16 protein-coding genes are annotated in these 14869 nt (G+C 70.3%); 5 read left to right on the forward strand and 11 right to left on the reverse strand.

The features are described from left to right. Window positions 1-2: 2 nt before the first annotated feature. The 4 genes from QQX04_RS14215 to QQX04_RS14230 all read left to right on the forward strand — a co-directional run bounded on the left by QQX04_RS14215 (window position 3) and on the right by QQX04_RS14230 (window position 4651). A complete protein-coding gene (locus tag QQX04_RS14215; RefSeq protein ID WP_301130331.1) occupies window positions 3-1004 on the forward strand; it encodes an ABC transporter permease in 1002 nt (333 codons plus the stop codon). Then, the gene (locus tag QQX04_RS14220; RefSeq protein WP_301130333.1) at window positions 997-2667 is read left to right on the forward strand and encodes a dipeptide/oligopeptide/nickel ABC transporter permease/ATP-binding protein; all 1671 of its coding nucleotides are present in this window, start codon (window positions 997-999) and stop codon (window positions 2665-2667) included. The genes QQX04_RS14215 and QQX04_RS14220 overlap by 8 nt, the downstream gene beginning before the upstream one ends. Further along, window positions 2664-3461, forward strand: coding sequence for an ABC transporter ATP-binding protein (locus QQX04_RS14225; RefSeq protein WP_301130335.1), 798 nt, complete (start codon window positions 2664-2666; stop codon window positions 3459-3461). Before QQX04_RS14220 ends, QQX04_RS14225 begins: the two co-directional genes overlap by 4 nt. A gap of 83 nt (window positions 3462-3544) precedes the next feature. Next, window positions 3545-4651, forward strand: coding sequence for a zinc-binding dehydrogenase (locus QQX04_RS14230; protein ID WP_301130337.1), 1107 nt, complete (start codon window positions 3545-3547; stop codon window positions 4649-4651). Between the two features lie 49 nt (window positions 4652-4700). Here the strand turns inward: QQX04_RS14230 and QQX04_RS14235 are convergent, their stop codons facing one another. The 6 genes from QQX04_RS14235 to QQX04_RS14260 form a co-directional block, all read right to left on the reverse strand. Then, on the reverse strand, window positions 4701-5642 hold the full coding sequence (locus tag QQX04_RS14235; protein ID WP_301130338.1) for a thiamine-phosphate kinase: 942 nt from the start codon (window positions 5640-5642) through the stop codon (window positions 4701-4703). Between the two features lie 57 nt (window positions 5643-5699). Beyond that, window positions 5700-6689, reverse strand: coding sequence for an NAD(P)-dependent alcohol dehydrogenase (locus tag QQX04_RS14240; protein ID WP_301130340.1), 990 nt, complete (start codon window positions 6687-6689; stop codon window positions 5700-5702). A gap of 1 nt (window position 6690) precedes the next feature. Next, entirely contained in the window at window positions 6691-6948 is a 258-nt protein-coding gene (locus QQX04_RS14245; protein ID WP_301130342.1) for a helix-turn-helix transcriptional regulator, read from the reverse strand. Further along, window positions 6948-7370: a hypothetical protein gene (locus QQX04_RS14250; RefSeq protein WP_301130344.1), complete on the reverse strand. Its 423-nt coding sequence runs from the start codon at window positions 7368-7370 to the stop codon at window positions 6948-6950. Before QQX04_RS14250 ends, QQX04_RS14245 begins: the two co-directional genes overlap by 1 nt. Window positions 7371-7461: 91 nt before the next feature. Then, the gene (locus QQX04_RS14255; RefSeq protein WP_301130346.1) at window positions 7462-8838 is read right to left on the reverse strand and encodes an MATE family efflux transporter; all 1377 of its coding nucleotides are present in this window, start codon (window positions 8836-8838) and stop codon (window positions 7462-7464) included. After that, window positions 8822-9325, reverse strand: a complete 504-nt coding sequence (locus QQX04_RS14260) for a hypothetical protein (protein WP_301130348.1) — start codon at window positions 9323-9325, stop codon at window positions 8822-8824. Before QQX04_RS14260 ends, QQX04_RS14255 begins: the two co-directional genes overlap by 17 nt. Before the next feature lie 47 nt (window positions 9326-9372). Between QQX04_RS14260 and QQX04_RS14265 the strand changes: the two genes are divergently transcribed. Beyond that, window positions 9373-9840: a DUF3515 family protein gene (locus QQX04_RS14265; protein WP_301130349.1), complete on the forward strand. Its 468-nt coding sequence runs from the start codon at window positions 9373-9375 to the stop codon at window positions 9838-9840. Window positions 9841-9884: 44 nt separating this feature from the next. Here QQX04_RS14265 and QQX04_RS14270 read toward each other — a convergent pair whose 3' ends face one another. The 5 genes from QQX04_RS14270 to murA form a co-directional block, all read right to left on the reverse strand. Then, entirely contained in the window at window positions 9885-10553 is a 669-nt protein-coding gene (locus QQX04_RS14270) for an SDR family NAD(P)-dependent oxidoreductase (protein WP_301130351.1), read from the reverse strand. Between the two features lie 97 nt (window positions 10554-10650). Next, on the reverse strand, window positions 10651-11739 hold the full coding sequence (locus QQX04_RS14275; RefSeq protein WP_301130353.1) for a D-alanine--D-alanine ligase family protein: 1089 nt from the start codon (window positions 11737-11739) through the stop codon (window positions 10651-10653). A gap of 31 nt (window positions 11740-11770) precedes the next feature. Continuing rightward, on the reverse strand, window positions 11771-12772 hold the full coding sequence (locus QQX04_RS14280; RefSeq protein WP_301130355.1) for an NAD(P)H-dependent glycerol-3-phosphate dehydrogenase: 1002 nt from the start codon (window positions 12770-12772) through the stop codon (window positions 11771-11773). After that, window positions 12769-13494: a lysophospholipid acyltransferase family protein gene (locus QQX04_RS14285; RefSeq protein WP_301130357.1), complete on the reverse strand. Its 726-nt coding sequence runs from the start codon at window positions 13492-13494 to the stop codon at window positions 12769-12771. The genes QQX04_RS14280 and QQX04_RS14285 overlap by 4 nt, the downstream gene beginning before the upstream one ends. 1 nt (window position 13495) lies before the next feature. Continuing rightward, window positions 13496-14806 carry a UDP-N-acetylglucosamine 1-carboxyvinyltransferase gene (gene murA / locus QQX04_RS14290; protein WP_301130359.1) on the reverse strand — a complete coding sequence of 437 codons (1311 nt, stop codon included), beginning with the start codon at window positions 14804-14806 and terminating at the stop codon, window positions 13496-13498. Between the last annotated feature and the right edge of the window lie 63 nt (window positions 14807-14869).

The raw sequence follows: 14869 nt of genomic DNA on the forward strand, positions 1-14869 counted from the left end.
CGATGACCACCGTGGAGACCGGACTCCGAGGCGTGGGCACACGCCTCGGACGAAGCGCCTGGGGAGGGTTCGCGCTCCGGCGCGGAGGAGGGCTGCTGCTCTCCATCGCCGTGCTGGTGCTGCTCACCTTCCTGATCGTGCCTCTCATCCCTGGGGACCCTGCCGCAGCGATCCTCGGTGCCGACGCGACGCCGGAGGCCATCGCCGCCATGCGGGAGCGCCTCGGCCTCGACGAGCCGCTCCCAGCGCAGTTCGTCGACTACCTCCGCGGGCTCGTCACCGGAGACCTGGGCACGAGCTTCCACTACGGCATCCCCGTGACCGAGACCATCGCCACGAAGCTCGGCTACACGACCACGATCGCGTTCGGCGCGATCATCGTGGTGCTCGCCGTGGCAATCCCGCTCGGCATGGCCGTCGGCGTGCTGACTCGCGGAGGCCGTCGGCCCGGATTGGCGACCACTTTCGGCGCCGTCGCGGGCTTCCTCGCGTCGTTCCCCTCGTACGTCGCCGCCACGGTGCTGATCATCGTCTTCGCGATCCAGCTGGGCTGGCTGCCCGCCGGCGGCGCCTCGTCCACCCAGGCATACATCCTCCCGATCGCCGCGCTCGCGCTGGGGCCCACGTTCGCGGTGGCACGTGTCGTCCGTCAGGAGACCTACAACGTCATGCAGCAGGACTTCATGCGCACCGCACGCGGCCGCCGCATCTCAGCGGCGCGGCTTCACCTCCGGCACGCGCTGCCGAACCTCCTCGCCAGCACCCTCACCCTCGCAGGCATCATCCTTGCCAGCCTCCTCGGAGGGGCGATCATCATCGAGACAGTCTTCAACCTCCCGGGACTCGGCACCGAGGTGGTCAGCGCGATCATCTACCGCGACTACCCGGTGATCCAAGGGATCGTCCTCACGATCGGCCTCATCGCGATCGCCATCAACCTCGCGATCGACGTGATCCTCGGGATCATCGACCCCCGCACCATCACGGCGGTGAGCCATGACTGACCTCCGTCGCAGGCTCAACGCACCCCTCGTCGCGGGACTGGCGATCATGGCGGCCCTCGCGGTCGTCGCGATCGTGGCGCCGTTCACGCTGCGAGAGGCGGCGGACACTCTCGGAGGCGCCCCGAGGAGCGCTCCCTCGGCCGAGCACTGGCTCGGCACCGACAGCCTCGGAAGGGACGTGCTCGCCCGCTCGCTGGTCGCCACGAGGCTCACCCTGCTGATGGCGCTCGGCGCCACGGCCCTGTCCGCAATCCCGGGGATCCTCATCGGCGCGTCAGTCTGGTTCGGCCCCCGCACGCTCCGCAATCTCGTGCTGCGGCTGATCGACTCGACGGTCGCCTTCCCCTCGCTCGTGCTCGCGCTCGTCATCGCCGCGATCCTGGGTCCCGCCACCTCGAGCGCCGTGATCGCCATCGGCGTGGCGGGCATCCCCGCCTTCGCCCGCATCACGTCCAACATGACGGCCAGCGTGATCCACTCGGACTACATCACGACCGCGCGACTTCTTGGAGTGCCTCGGTGGCGGAACTTCACGCGCCACCTGATGCCGAACATCGGAGGACCGCTGCTCGTGCTCGGTGCATCCAGCTTCGCGCTCGCGCTCCTCGAGATCTCGAGCCTCTCGTTCGTCGGCCTGGGTGTGCAGTCTCCCGACTACGACTGGGGGCGCCTGCTCAGCGAGGCGCTGCCGTCGATCTACTCGATGCCCATGATCGCCATCGCCCCCTCCGCGATGCTGATCATCGCGGGCGTCGGCGCGATGCTCACGGGAGACGGCCTCGCGCGCCACCTGGACCCGTGGTCCAGCGCCCCTGCACGCGCTCCCCGCACCGGGACCGTGACCACGACGGCGCCACGCACCTCCGACCTGGTCCAGATCGACGACCTGCGGGTCACCGCCGCGAATGGCACCCCGCTCGTCCACGGCCTCTCGATGCGCATCGGGGCTGGGGAGATCGTCGGCCTCGTCGGCGAATCGGGATCCGGCAAGTCCATGACTGCGATGTCGCTCGCCCGGCTCCAGCCCGACTCCGTCACGGTGGAGGCCGCCACGCTGCGCGTAGGCGACCTCGACATGCGCAAGGGCGGACGCAGGACCGCCATGGCCACCGACATCGGGCTGATCTTCCAGGACCCCACCCGGTCGCTCAACCCTGCCCTGCGCCTGGGCGGCCAGCTCACCGAGGTGCTGACGGTGCACATGAGCATGCTCCGCCGGGCGGCTCGACGCACCCTGGTCGACGGCTTCGAGCGCGTGAGAATCCGCGATGCGGAGCACCGCCTCTCGCAGCATCCGCACGAGCTGTCCGGCGGAATGCTGCAGCGCACCATGATCGCCTCGGCGCTCGCCACCAACCCGCGCCTCATCATCGCCGACGAGCCCACCACCGCGCTCGACGTCACGGTGCAGGCGGAGGTGCTGCGCCAGCTGAAGAGGATCAACCAGGACGACGCCACGGCGATCCTCTTCATCTCCCACGACCTCGGAGTCGTCGAGGCGCTCTGCGACAGGGTGCTCGTGATGCACCAGGGAAGCATCGTCGAGGAGCTCACCTCCGAGCAGCTCGCCGCACGCGACGTCAGCCATCCCTACACGCAGCGTCTGCTCGATGCCACTCCCTCGCTCTCGCTCACCGACGCCCGTCAGGAGGACCCCGCATGAGCATCGACGCCCTGCTCACCGTCCGCGATCTTCACGTGACTCTCGGGCACGGCGCCCGGGCCGCCACCGTGCTGACCGACGTGTCGCTCGACATCCCCAAGGGCGCGATCGTGGGGCTCGTGGGCGAGTCCGGCTCCGGCAAGTCGACGCTCGCGAAGACCATCATGGGCATCCACCGCGCGCAGGCGGGGGCGATCGAGTTCCAGGGAGAGACGATCGCCGGACCCGGTTCGCGCCCCCGCCGGTCAGCGAACCGGGCGATCCAGCTCGTCCCCCAGGACCCGTACTCCTCGCTCGACCCGCGCAGGACGGTCGGCCAGACCCTCGCGGAGGCGATCGACCCGCGACGGGCGCGCCTCGCGGCGCACCGTGACGCCGTCGTGGCCGCACTCGAGGCCGTCGCCCTCGATGACACCGCCGTGGACCGCTACCCGCACGAGTTCTCAGGCGGTCAGCGCCAGCGGATCGCGATCGCGCGCGCTCTGATCACCGAACCCGAGCTCATCGTGGCCGACGAGATCACGTCGGCGCTCGACGTCTCCACCCAGGCGGAGATCATCGACCTGCTGATCAGGCTCCGCGAGGACAAGGGCCTCACGATGCTCTTCATCACCCACAACCTCGCGCTCGTCGAGCGCCTGTGCGACCAGGTCGCCGTGCTCCTTCACGGCCGTGTCGCAGAGTCCGGCCCCGCGTCCCAGGTGCTTGCGAGTCCCGCCTCCGACTACACCCGGCAGCTCGTCGCATCCGTCCCCGGCGGCCCGGGGTTCACGCTCGAGAGCCCGGCCCCGTAGCCACGTCCCGTGGCGCTCGACCTCCGCAACGCCGAGACTCCTCGGCACTCCCACACTCCACTCCCACGATCAAAGGAAGCACTGTGAAGGCGATCACGTTCGACGGCACCACCACTGGCCCGCTGCTCGAGGAGGTGACGCTTGAAGCGCCCCGCGCGGGCGAGGTTCGCGTGACGGTCGCGGCGGCGGGGGTGTGCCACTCCGACCTCCACGTGCAGCGCGGCGAGTGGGAGGTGCCGATGCCGCTCGTCATGGGGCACGAGGGCTCCGGTGTCGTCTCCGCTGTCGGGGAAGGCGTCACCTCGCTGGAGGTCGGCGACCACGTGGTCCTGTCGTGGGTGCCGTCGTGCGGCGAGTGCACCAGCTGCCGCCGCGGGCGCGAGTCGAGCTGCCTCGCCGCCGCCAACACGGTCGCCGCACAGGGAGTGCTGTTCGATGGCACCAGCCGGCTGAGCCGCGATGGCCAGCCCGTCCACCACTACCTGGGCGTCTCCTCGTTCGCTGACGAGGTCGTCGTGCCGGAGACCGGCGCGATCAAGGTGCGAAAGGACGCACCTCTGGACACGATCGCGATCGTGGGGTGCGCCGTCGCCACCGGCGTCGGCGCCGTGAGGAACACCGCGGACGTCGAGGAGGGATCGACGGTCGCCGTCATCGGGTGCGGCGGCGTCGGTCAGAACGTGGTGCAGGGAGCCAGGCTGGCGGGCGCGGCCAGGATCGTCGCGATCGACCTCGCTGACGACAAGCTCTCGCTCGCACGCCGGCTCGGCGCGACCGACACCATCAACAGCACCGGCATCGACGCCGTCGCGGCCCTCAAGGAGGTCCTGCCGGAGGGTGCCGACTATGTGTTCGACGCGATCGGTCGGGTCTCCACCACCGAGGACGCGATCGCGATGCTCGCGCTCGGCGGCGCTGCAGTGATCGTGGGGCTTCCTCCCGTGGGCTCGCAGGCGCGCTTCGACCCGCTGAGCCTCGCGGAGGCGGACCAGCGGATCCTCGGGTCGAACTACGGCTCTGTTCGAGCGCATCGCGACATCCCTGCGCTCGTCGACGAGTACATGGCCGGCGAGCTCGAGCTTGACGTGCTCATCACGGCGCGACGGCCACTGTCCGAGGGCGCCGCCGCACTCCAGGAGCTCGCGGAGGGGCGCGCGGTACGCACTCTGCTGGTGCCAAGCCTCGGTTGACGTCGATGCCCTGCACGGGTCACCCCTGGCCAGAGCCCGGCAGCGCCGCCTACCGGCTGAAGTGGTCCCAGCCCACCGCGTCGGGCACCTGGCCGTCGACGCGGACCCCGGCGAAGGCGTCGGTCGCCTCGCCGATGACCTCCCAACCGGGCGGGACCGACGATACGGACGGGAAGACGGCGAGCAGCGCGTGGTCCTCTCCCCCGGTGAGCGCGAACCGCAGCGCGTCGACGCCGAGCGCGGCGGCGGCAGAGGTCGCGGCCGGGTGCACGGGCACCGCCGCCGAGTCGAGGGCGATCCCCACCTCGGACGCCCGGGCGATCCGTCCCGCGTCGCGCAGCAGGCCGTCGGAGATGTCCATCATCGCGGCCGCACCGCGCAGGGCTGCCTCGAGGCCGGCGCCGACGATCGGGCGCGGGCGCTTGAACAGCTGGCTCGCCTCGGGCACGGCGTCCACGCCAGCGTCGAGAAGCGCGAAGCCCGCAGCGGCCGCGCCGAGCGGCGCCGACACGGCGACGACCATGCCTGGATGCGCGTCGGCCCTGGTGACGACCTCGGTGCCGTGAGTCTCGCCGAGCACCGTCACCGAGACGACGATCTGGTCGGCCCCTGACAGGTCTCCCCCGACGACGCCCACACCGTGGGGCTCGCAGGCCTCGCGCAGGCCGTCGGCGAAGTCGAGCACCCAGTCCACGTCCAGGTCGGACGGCGCGCACAGGGTGATCTGCAGCGATGTGGGGACGGCACCCATCGCATCGATGTCGGCGAGGTTCTGCATGGCGGCACGCCACCCGACATCGGCCCCCGTGGACCACTCCCGACGGAAGTGCCTGCCCTCCACGAGGACGTCAGAGGACACGACAAGGTGGCCGTCGACCGCCACGACGGCGGCGTCGTCTCCGGGGCCGAGGATCTCGGCGTCGGTCTCGGGAAGCCTGGGGGCGAAGAGCGCGATGAGCGCGTCCTCGCCGATCTCGCCGATGGTCGTCATGGCGTCAAGCCTAGGGGCGTCGTCGCGCGGCCCTGGACGCGCGCGGACGACGGGCGCTCAGGCGATCTCGATGACCACCTTGCCTGCGGCGTGGGTGCTCTCGAGAAGCTCAAGGGCATCACGATGCGCCTCCAGAGGGAAGACGGAGTCGAGGTGCGGCCGCACCTTGCCCTCGTCGATCCATGCGGCGATACGTGCCAGGTCGGACCCGAGCGCCTTCGCGGTGAGCCGCACCAGACGTCGCCTCACGAACGGCGCGGTGACCTGCGCCCTGAGCATCCCGCCGAGCGGCCCGAGCAGCCGTCCCCCTCCGAGGCCTCCGAGCGGTAGATAGGCGCCGTCGGGGTCGAGCAGTGGTGCGAGCGTGCGCAGCGTGGACGTGGACACCAGGTCGAGGATCACATCGAACTGCTCGCCGCAGTCCTCGACGCTCTCCCGGGTGTAGTCGATGACGCGGTCGGCGCCCAGCTCGGAGACCCAGCCGGCGTTCCGACCCGAGCACACCGCGACCACCCGCGAGGCGCCGAGAACGCGTGCCAGCTGGAGCCCCATGTGGCCCACGCCGCCAGAGGCGCCGATGACGAGCACCCGGCCGCCCTGCGGCACCCCCGCCGCCTCGAGCCCCTGCAGTGACGTGAGCGCGCCCATGGGCACCGCCGCGGCCTCGGTGAAGCTCAGGGTGTGAGGCTTGAGCGCCAGGTTCCTAGGCCTCGCAAGGGTGTACTCCGCACAGGCGCCGAACCCGATCTCGCCGTAGACGGCGTCGCCGACGGAGAGCTCCGTGACGCCCGGGCCCACCGCGTCGACCACGCCCGCGACGTCGGCGCCCAGCACCTTCTCACCCGGCGACCGCCAGCCTGCGAAGGTCCGCACCAGCGCCGGGTCAGCGCGGTAGAGGTGCCAGTCGTACGGGTTGAGCGATGCCGCGCGGTTGCGCAGCCGCACCTGCCCCTCGCCCGGCTCGGGGAGGGGAAGGTCGGCAAGGCTCATGATCTCGGGGCCGCCGTAGCGGTCGTAGCGGACTGCCTTCATCGTGGTGGCGCTCATGTCATTCCCCCTGATGGCGGGCCGACGCCCCCGCGGCATCGGCATCCTCGGTGTAGTTGAACACGGAATCGAGCGGCACGCCGAAGACCCGCGCGATCTGGAACGCCATCTCGAGCGAGGGCGAGTATCGTCCCTGCTCGATCGCGATGACGGTCTGGCGCGTCACCCCGATGCGCGCAGCGAGCTCCGCCTGGGTCATCTCGCCCGCCTGGAAGCGCATGGCCTTGATGTGGTTCGTGACCCGCGTCGAGCGACCCATCAGAGGCCCTCGCGGTAGGCCGCGAGCGCCACGCTCGCGGTGATGACGGTGCCGAGGAAGGTCCCGACGAACAGCACATGTGCCGCCCAGAAGGTGTCGGCGTCCAGCGCGAGCAGGATCATGGTGGCCAGCACCGCGAGCCCGGTAGGCCCCGCTCCCGCGAGCTCGGCGTGCATGGCGATCTCACGGTCTCGCGCGTCGGTGACGACCTCGCCGCGGGCGCGCCACCGCAGCACCCCGAAGGTCGCGGCGTAGGCGACGCCTCCTGCGATCACCGCGACGAGCAGCGGTCCTTGCCACGCGACCTCGGTGAAGGGCAGCCCGTCGGTGCCCGCGCGGATCAGCACGACCACCCAGTACGCGGCGAAGGAGAGCAGGCCGAGGGCGAGGCCGATGCTCGTCTGCTTGTGCTCGAAGGTCATGCTCACTCCCAATGTCAAAGATTGTTGACATCGCAAAGGTAAAGCAGACCCGACACCGTGTCAAGAATCCTTGACATCGAGCCGACACTCGCTAGGCCGCGACAGGCTCCTCATGCTCGAGCCACCCACCACGCACCGTCGTCCGCCAGTAGGCGATCCCCAGGAACACGCCGCGCGCCACATTGAAGAGCAGGAACGCGCGCCAGAGGTCGTGGCCGCGGTCATCCCCCACCCACAGCACCCCCGCCGCAAGCACAGGGAAGAACACCGCCACCGCGCACAGCAGCATCGTCACCATCATCGCCCGCGTGTGCCCCGACCCGAGGAAGACGCCGTCGAAGAGGTACGCGAGCGAGCTGAACAGCGGCAGCGCGATCACCCACGGGAAGTACTCGCTCGCCGCCGCCGCGACATCCGGCAGATCGGTCATGATCGCGATCAGCGGATCCCGGGCCACCAGGTACAGCAGCGTGAACACCGCGCCGATCGACACCGCAGGCAACGCGGCCGCGAGGTTGGCGCGATGGAACTCCCGCAGGTCACGCCTGCCGATCTCGCGTGCCGCCATCGCCTCCGCGGCATGCGCGTACCCGTCCTGCGCATACGAGGCGAGGAGCATGAACTGCATGAGGACCGACGTGGCCGCGAGGACGTCCTCACCGATCCGCCCGGCGTACGCGGTGACGAACGTCAGGACCACATAGAGGATCGCCGTGCGGCCGAACAACCAACCATTGAGGCTCAGCACGCGCCCCCAGCCCGAGCGCAGGCCCTTGCCTTTCCAGCGCCTGACCGCCGCACGCACAGGGTCCGGAGCGAAGCGCCACCACAGCGCGGCCGCCACCAGCACACCCACCCACTCGGCGATCGCCGACGCGATGGCCGCCCCCTGCGACCCCCAGCCGAACCCGGCCACGAAGGTCACATCCAGGACGATGTTGAGGACGTTCACGGTCGCGACGATCGCCAGCGGGCGCCGCGTGTCCCCCGACCCGACGAACCATCCGTTCGCCACGAGCGTCAGCAGCGTCGCCGGGGCCGCGAGCAGGCGAATCAGCACATACGACGACGCGAACTCCCGCACCTCCCCCGCCGGTGCCAGCACGCCCATCAGGAGCGGCACCACCACCCACTGGACGACGACGATCGCGCCGCCCAGCGCCAGCGCGAGCAGCACCGACCGCTGCAGATGCACGGCGGCCTCAGACGTCCGCCCCCCGCCGAGCGCGCGCCCCACAAGAGACGTGGTGCCCGACCTCAGGAAGTTCAGCAGCCAACCGACAGCGCTGACCACGGTGCCACCGATCGCGACGGCCCCCAGATGAGTCGCATCGGAGAAGTGACCGAGCATCGCGGTGTCCACCAGGCCGACGAGCGGCACCGTGATGCTCGCGACGATCGCCGGCCAGGCCAGCGAGAAGGCACGACGATGCGGGAGGCCCCGCAGCAGGTCAGCCCTCGACGACAACGTGCACGCCGTGGCTGCGCGAGAACGACATCAGTCCGTCGAGGCGCTGGGCGTCGACGTCCGAGTCATGCAGGAAGCGCACCTCGGCGTCGCCCTGAGTCAACGAGTACAGCACTGCGCCCTGCTTCGTGTGCCCCACCTCGGCGAGTGTCAGCACACCGGGACCGAAGGACGCCCACTTCTGACGCGCCATCGGCGAGACGAGACCACCCAGCTCGAGGCGGTCGTCGACCACTCGGCCTTCCAGCACAGAAAGATCGGCCTTGGCGAGACGTCGCCCCTGGTATCCGAGCCAGGCGTTGAGGACGGTGCCGGGAAGCAGCACGATCGCGACCAGGGCGATCAGCAGCGGCTGGCCCTGCAGCACGAAGCCGAACGCGACAAGCGCGGAGATGCCCAGGACGACGGCGACGGCCCAATGGCGGTACCACTCGCTGAACGGCTCGACCCACGCCGGCGGCGCCAGCAGCTTCTCGGTGTGCGGCATGTTCCTCCTCGTCAGACCACCAGCCTATCGACGCCTAGGCTGGCCTCATGCCTCGTACGCCGCTGCTGCTGGGACTCGCAGCCCTGATCGCCCCGGCGCTCGCCGGGTGCGCCTCGCCGTACGCCGTGGATCCGGCCCCCTATGCCGGCGACCCGGACTGCGCGCGCGTCATGCTCGCGGCGCCCGACGAGCTCGGAGGGCTCGAGAAGCGCACCACCACGTCACAGGCGACCGCCGCGTGGGGTGGGGATGAGGCGGTGATCGTGGCCCGCTGCGGCGTCGAGCCTCCCGGACCCACCACGGACGAATGCCTCGCGGTCGAATCGACGGCGGGCAGCCAGGACTGGATCCTCACCGAGACGGACGACGCGTGGGTTGCCACGGCGTTCGGCCGCTCGCCTGCGCTCGAGGTCACGGTGCCGAAGATCCGTGCGGACGAGGCGATCGGCGACCTCCTCGCGCAGCTGTCCGGCCCCGCGTCCCTGGCGCCGGCCAACGGGCTCGAGTGCCTCTGACGCAGACTCCGGCTCGCGCGCGGGCCTCAGTCGCGGGGTGAGAGCTACTCGCGGCCCTCGTCGAGGGGGACGAGCATCGTCCTGAACGCTCCACGAGAGGCGTGGATCTGCCAGATCCTCTCCGCCACCTCGTCGATCGTGTATCGCAGCTTGGGGATGGCTCCAGGGATCACGAGCTGATGGACGCCGATCCCTTCCGACGCGAGCGCTTCGTGCAGCATCTCGCCGTAGGCGCTCTCCGCGGGGAACGCGACCGAGGTGCCGGCGAAGTCGGCGCGCGACTGCACGGACGTGCCGCCGTTGATCAGCAGGATCGTGCCGCGCCCCTCCGCACGCATGGACGGAAGCACGGTGCGGGCCGCATGGATGAGGCCCAGGGCCGAGAAGCTGAAGGCCTGCTCGGCGAGCTCCGGCGTCAGATCGAGCACGGGCTTGAGGAACGTGCGGAACGGCAACGGGCTGTACTGCAGGACCTCGACCGGCCCGAGCTCTGCCGCGGCTGCCGCGAGCGCGCCCGTCAGCTGGGCCGGCTGAAGCACGTCTGCGGCGTAGCCGCGCGCGGCGATGCCCTGGCTGCGCAGCTCCATGGCGATGCCGTCCAGCTTCTCCTGGTCCCTGGAGATCAGCGCGACCGAGAAGCCCTCGCGACCGAATCGACGCGCGACGGCGGCGCCGAGGTTCGGACCTGCGCCGATGATGGCGATCGTGGGCATGAGGGCTCCTTCGGTGTCGTCGATGACTTCACCCTCGACACTATCGCCCCAGGTGCGCGGCAGCGCGGGGGCGCGACGTGTGCCGCAGCAGCGTGGGTCAGCGCAGCCCGAGCGGCCTGGTGAGCGCTTCCCGGATCAGCGCCTCCACGAGCTCGGGGTACGCGACCCCGGCGGCCGCCCACATGCGCGGATACATGCTCGTGGGCGTGAAGCCCGGCATCGTGTTGATCTCGTTGACGATCACGGTGCCGTCCTCGCCCACGAAGCAGTCGACTCGCGCCAAGCCCTCGGCTCCGACCGCGGCGAACGCACGGCGGGCGTAGTCGGCGACTCGCGCGGCGACCTCCTCATCGAGCGCCGTGGGGCACAGGAGCTGCACATGCGCCTCGTCCAGATACTTCGCCTCGAAGTCGTAGAACGCATGGTCTCCGCCGGTGACGATCTCACCCTGCGGCGAGGTGCGCACGCCGTCGGCGGTGGCGAGCACGGCGGTCTCGATCTCGCGTCCCACGATCCCGGCCTCGACGAGCACCTTGGGGTCGTGCTTCACCGCGTCGGCGACGGCGGCCTCGAGCTGGTCCCACGACGAGACCTTGGAGATGCCCATCGAGGAGCCCGCACGGGCCGGCTTGACGAACACAGGAAGCCCCAGCGGCTCGAGCTCGGGCATCCGCGCGGCGACGGGCTCGCCCGGCCGCAGGACGATGCCGGGAGCCACTGGCAGGCCCGCATCGACGAACGCGGCCTTCATGAACTGCTTGTCCATGCCGACCGCCGAGGCGAGCACCCCGGAGCCGACGTAGCGCACGTCGACCAGCTCGAGCGCGCCCTGGATGGTGCCGTCCTCGCCGTACGGGCCGTGGAGCAGGGGGAAGACAGCGTCGACCGTGCCGAGCGAGGACACGGTGCCGTCGGCCTCGAGCCGCCATTCCGAGTCACCGCGCTGACGCGGCGGGAGGACCGTGGGGCCCTCGTCGGCGACAGCAGGCATGGAGCCGTCTGCGATGCCCCAGTCGGACGGGTCGGTGGACGCGAGAGTCCAGCGCCCCTCGCGCGTGATGCCGATGGCGAGGACGTCGTAGCGGTCGCGGTCGATCGCTCCGAGCACTCCCCCTGCAGTCACGCACGATACGCCGTGCTCGGACGAGCGGCCGCCGAACAGCACGGCCACGGTCGGCTTCGTCATCGCGTCCCTTCGATCGTGGTCACGCTCGACCCTACTGCCCCTCTGCCTTGCGCGGACGCGACACGAGCGCCTGAAGGACGCCCTCCTTGGGCGCGCCCTCGTGGATCATCGCCACGACGGCATCGCAGATCGGCACGTCGACGCCCTGGTCACGCGCGAGCTCCTGGATCGACAGCGAGGTCTTGACGCCCTCGGCGGTGCCCCCGGTCGAGGCGATGGCCTCGTCGAGGCTCGCTCCACGACCGATAGCGGACCCGAGCGTGTGGTTGCGTGACAGCGGCGAGGCGCAGGTGGCGATGAGGTCGCCCATGCCCGCGAGGCCCGAGAACGTCTCGGGGAGCGCACCGAGCGAGAGCCCCAGGCGAGTGATCTCCGCGAGTCCGCGGGTGATGACGGTGGCAGTGGTGTTGTGGCCGAAGCCCATCCCGTCGGCGATGCCGACGGAGACCGCGATCACGTTCTTGTAGGCGCCGGAGAGCTCGACCCCGACCACGTCCGAGTTCGTGTACGGGCGGAAGTAGGCCGATGCGGTGGACGCGGCGACGAACTCGGTCGCCGCAGGATTCACGCCGGCGATCACGGTCGCGGTCGGCTGCTTGGAGGCGATCTCCTTGGCCAGGTTGGGGCCCGAGACGACCGTCATCCGCTCGTCGCCGACTCCCCACGCCTCGCCGAGCACCTGCGACATGCGCTCATGCGTGCCCAGCTCGATGCCCTTCATGAGCGAGGCGACCACGGCGCCGGAGGGCACCAGCGGGGTCATCTCCGCGACGATCCCCCGCACGTGCTGCGCGGGCAGCGCGACAGCGACGATGTCGGCATCCGCGAGCGCCTCGGCGGCATCGGTCGTCGCGTGAAGGCCATCGGGCAGCTCGAGTCCTGAGAGTGCGCGGTCGTTCCGCCTCTCATCGCGCACCTGAGCGATCGCGGTGGCGTCACGCCCCCAGAGCGTGACGTCGGTGCCGGCGTCGGCGAGGACTGCGGCGAAGGTGGTGCCCCATGCGCCTGCACCGAGCACGGCGGCGCGCGTCATGACCCTCCCCCGATGACCCGCTCTCCTCGACGCATGTCCCAGCGGCCCTCGGGCGCCTTCTCCCCGCGGATGTCCTCGAGCATGTGTGTGAGCGTGTCGATGATCCTGTTCGTCGCGATGCGGAGGGTCTCCGCGTCCCTGGCGCCCTCCTTGAGGTCGCTGAAGTCGAGCGGCGGCCCCGCGACCACGGTGATCTTCTTGGGCGGGATCGGCTTGGGGACCTTGCCGTACGGCGCGAGCAGCTTGTGCGCACCCCACTGTGCGACGGGCACGATCGGCACCCCTGCGTCGAGCGCCATGCGGGCGGCACCGGTGCGCGCGACCATGGGCCAGAGCTCGGGGTCGCGTGTGAGCGTGCCCTCAGGGAACATCGCGATGCAGTCGCCGCGGCGAAGCACCTCGATCCCCTTGTCCACCGCGTCCTTGGCCTTGGTGGTGCCTCGGTACACGGGGATCTGGTCGACGCCGTAGAGCATCTTCCCCAGCACCGGCGCCTCGAACAGCGATGACTTCGCGAGGAACCTGGGCGGATGGCCGTTCAGGTACAGGTAGTGCGCAAGCGTGATCGGGTCGGCGTAGCTCGCATGGTTGGAGACGGCGATGAAGCCGGAGTCCTTGGGCAGGTTCTCCGCGCCGTGCCAGTCCTTGCGGGTGACGGGCCCGAAGATGGAGCGCAGGAAGATCGCGGCGGCCTTGTAGCCGCGGGTCTCTGGGGTGGCCACGTCACTCCACGCTCGCGCCGAGCGCGGCAAGCTTGTCGCGGAAGCTCTCGTAGCCGCGGTCGATGATCCCGATACCGTGCACGGTGGAGGTGCCCTCGGCGGCGAGCGCCGCGATGAGGTGAGAGAAGCCGCCGCGCAGGTCGGGGACCTCGATCTCGGCAGCCTTGAGGGGCGTGGGCCCGGAGATCACGGCCGAGTGGGTGAAGTTGCGCTGGCCGAACCGGCACTTCTTGTCGCCCAGGCACTCGCGGTAGAGCTGGACCTGCGCGCCCATCTTCTCGAGCGCGTCGGTGAAGCCGAAGCGGTTCTCGTAGACCGTCTCGTGGACGATGCTGAGGCCGGTGGCCTGGGTGAGGGCGACGACGAGCGGCTGCTGCCAGTCGGTCATGAAGCCGGGGTGCACGTCGGTCTGGATGGCGATGGGCTTGAGGTCGCCGCCGGGGTGGCGGAAGCGGATTCCCTCTGGTGTGACGGTGAACTCGCCGCCGACCTTGCGGAACACGTTGAGGAACATGCCCATGTGACGCTGCTGGGCGCCGCGGACCATGATGTCGCCCCCGGTGGCGAGCGCCGCGCAGGCCCACGAGCCGACCTCGATGCGGTCGCCGAGCGCCACGTGGTCGTAGCCGAACATCTCCGGCACGCCCTCGATCGTGACCGAGCGGTCGGTGTCCACCGAGATGATCGCGCCCATCTTCTGGAGCGTGTCGATCAGGTCCTTGATCTCGGGCTCCACGGCCATGTTGTGCAGCGTGGTGATGCCCTCGGCCATGACAGCGGTGAGGAGCAGCTGCTCGGTGGCGCCGACCGACGGGTAGGACAGCTCGTGGTGGATGCCCTTGAGCCCGTTGGGCGCGCTGAGGTGGAGCCCGTCGCCGGCCTCGGTGACCACGGCGCCGAACTTGCGGAGGATCTCCAGGTGGAAGTCGATGGGGCGGTCCCCGATGCGGCAGCCGCCGAGGTCCGGGATCACCGCCTCGCCGAGGCGGTGGAGCAGCGGACCGCACAGCAGGATCGGGATCCGGGACGAGCCCGCGTGGGTGGCGATCTGCATGGCGTCCGCGGGCTGCAGCTGGGACGTGTCCATGGTGAGGACGCCCGCGTCCACGTCGTAGTCGACGTCGACGCCGTGCAGGCGGAGCAGCGAGGAGACGACCTTGACGTCGCGGATGTCAGGGACGTTCCTGAGGGTGGAGGTGCTGGTGCCGAGCAGTGCGGCGACCATGGCCTTGGAGACGAAGTTCTTGGCGCCGCGGACGGTGATCTCGCCCTCGAGCGGCCGTCCGCCGGTGACGCGGATGGAATCGGTCATGGTCCTATGGTGCCGCATGGTTGGCCGCTCGCCCGCCTTCTTGGGGATCAGTGATGCTGTGGG

The sequence above is a fragment of the Demequina zhanjiangensis genome, from assembly GCF_030418315.1.
GTDB lineage: Bacteria > Actinomycetota > Actinomycetes > Actinomycetales > Demequinaceae > Demequina > Demequina zhanjiangensis.

Bases quoted from the DNA above. Each gene is read 5' to 3' on its own strand.
- QQX04_RS14215 (WP_301130331.1), top strand. From the start codon at position 3: ATGACCACCGTGGAGACCGGACTCCGAGGCGTGGGCACACGCCTCGGA.
- QQX04_RS14220 (WP_301130333.1), top strand. From the start codon at position 997: ATGACTGACCTCCGTCGCAGGCTCAACGCACCCCTCGTCGCGGGACTG.
- QQX04_RS14225 (WP_301130335.1), top strand. From the start codon at position 2,664: ATGAGCATCGACGCCCTGCTCACCGTCCGCGATCTTCACGTGACTCTC.
- QQX04_RS14235 (WP_301130338.1), bottom strand. From the start codon at position 5,642: ATGACGACCATCGGCGAGATCGGCGAGGACGCGCTCATCGCGCTCTTC.
- QQX04_RS14240 (WP_301130340.1), bottom strand. From the start codon at position 6,689: ATGAGCGCCACCACGATGAAGGCAGTCCGCTACGACCGCTACGGCGGC.
- QQX04_RS14245 (WP_301130342.1), bottom strand. From the start codon at position 6,948: ATGGGTCGCTCGACGCGGGTCACGAACCACATCAAGGCCATGCGCTTC.
- QQX04_RS14250 (WP_301130344.1), bottom strand. From the start codon at position 7,370: ATGACCTTCGAGCACAAGCAGACGAGCATCGGCCTCGCCCTCGGCCTG.
- QQX04_RS14260 (WP_301130348.1), bottom strand. From the start codon at position 9,325: ATGCCGCACACCGAGAAGCTGCTGGCGCCGCCGGCGTGGGTCGAGCCG.
- QQX04_RS14265 (WP_301130349.1), top strand. From the start codon at position 9,373: ATGCCTCGTACGCCGCTGCTGCTGGGACTCGCAGCCCTGATCGCCCCG.
- QQX04_RS14270 (WP_301130351.1), bottom strand. From the start codon at position 10,553: ATGCCCACGATCGCCATCATCGGCGCAGGTCCGAACCTCGGCGCCGCC.
- QQX04_RS14275 (WP_301130353.1), bottom strand. From the start codon at position 11,739: ATGACGAAGCCGACCGTGGCCGTGCTGTTCGGCGGCCGCTCGTCCGAG.
- QQX04_RS14280 (WP_301130355.1), bottom strand. From the start codon at position 12,772: ATGACGCGCGCCGCCGTGCTCGGTGCAGGCGCATGGGGCACCACCTTC.
- murA (WP_301130359.1), bottom strand. From the start codon at position 14,806: ATGACCGATTCCATCCGCGTCACCGGCGGACGGCCGCTCGAGGGCGAG.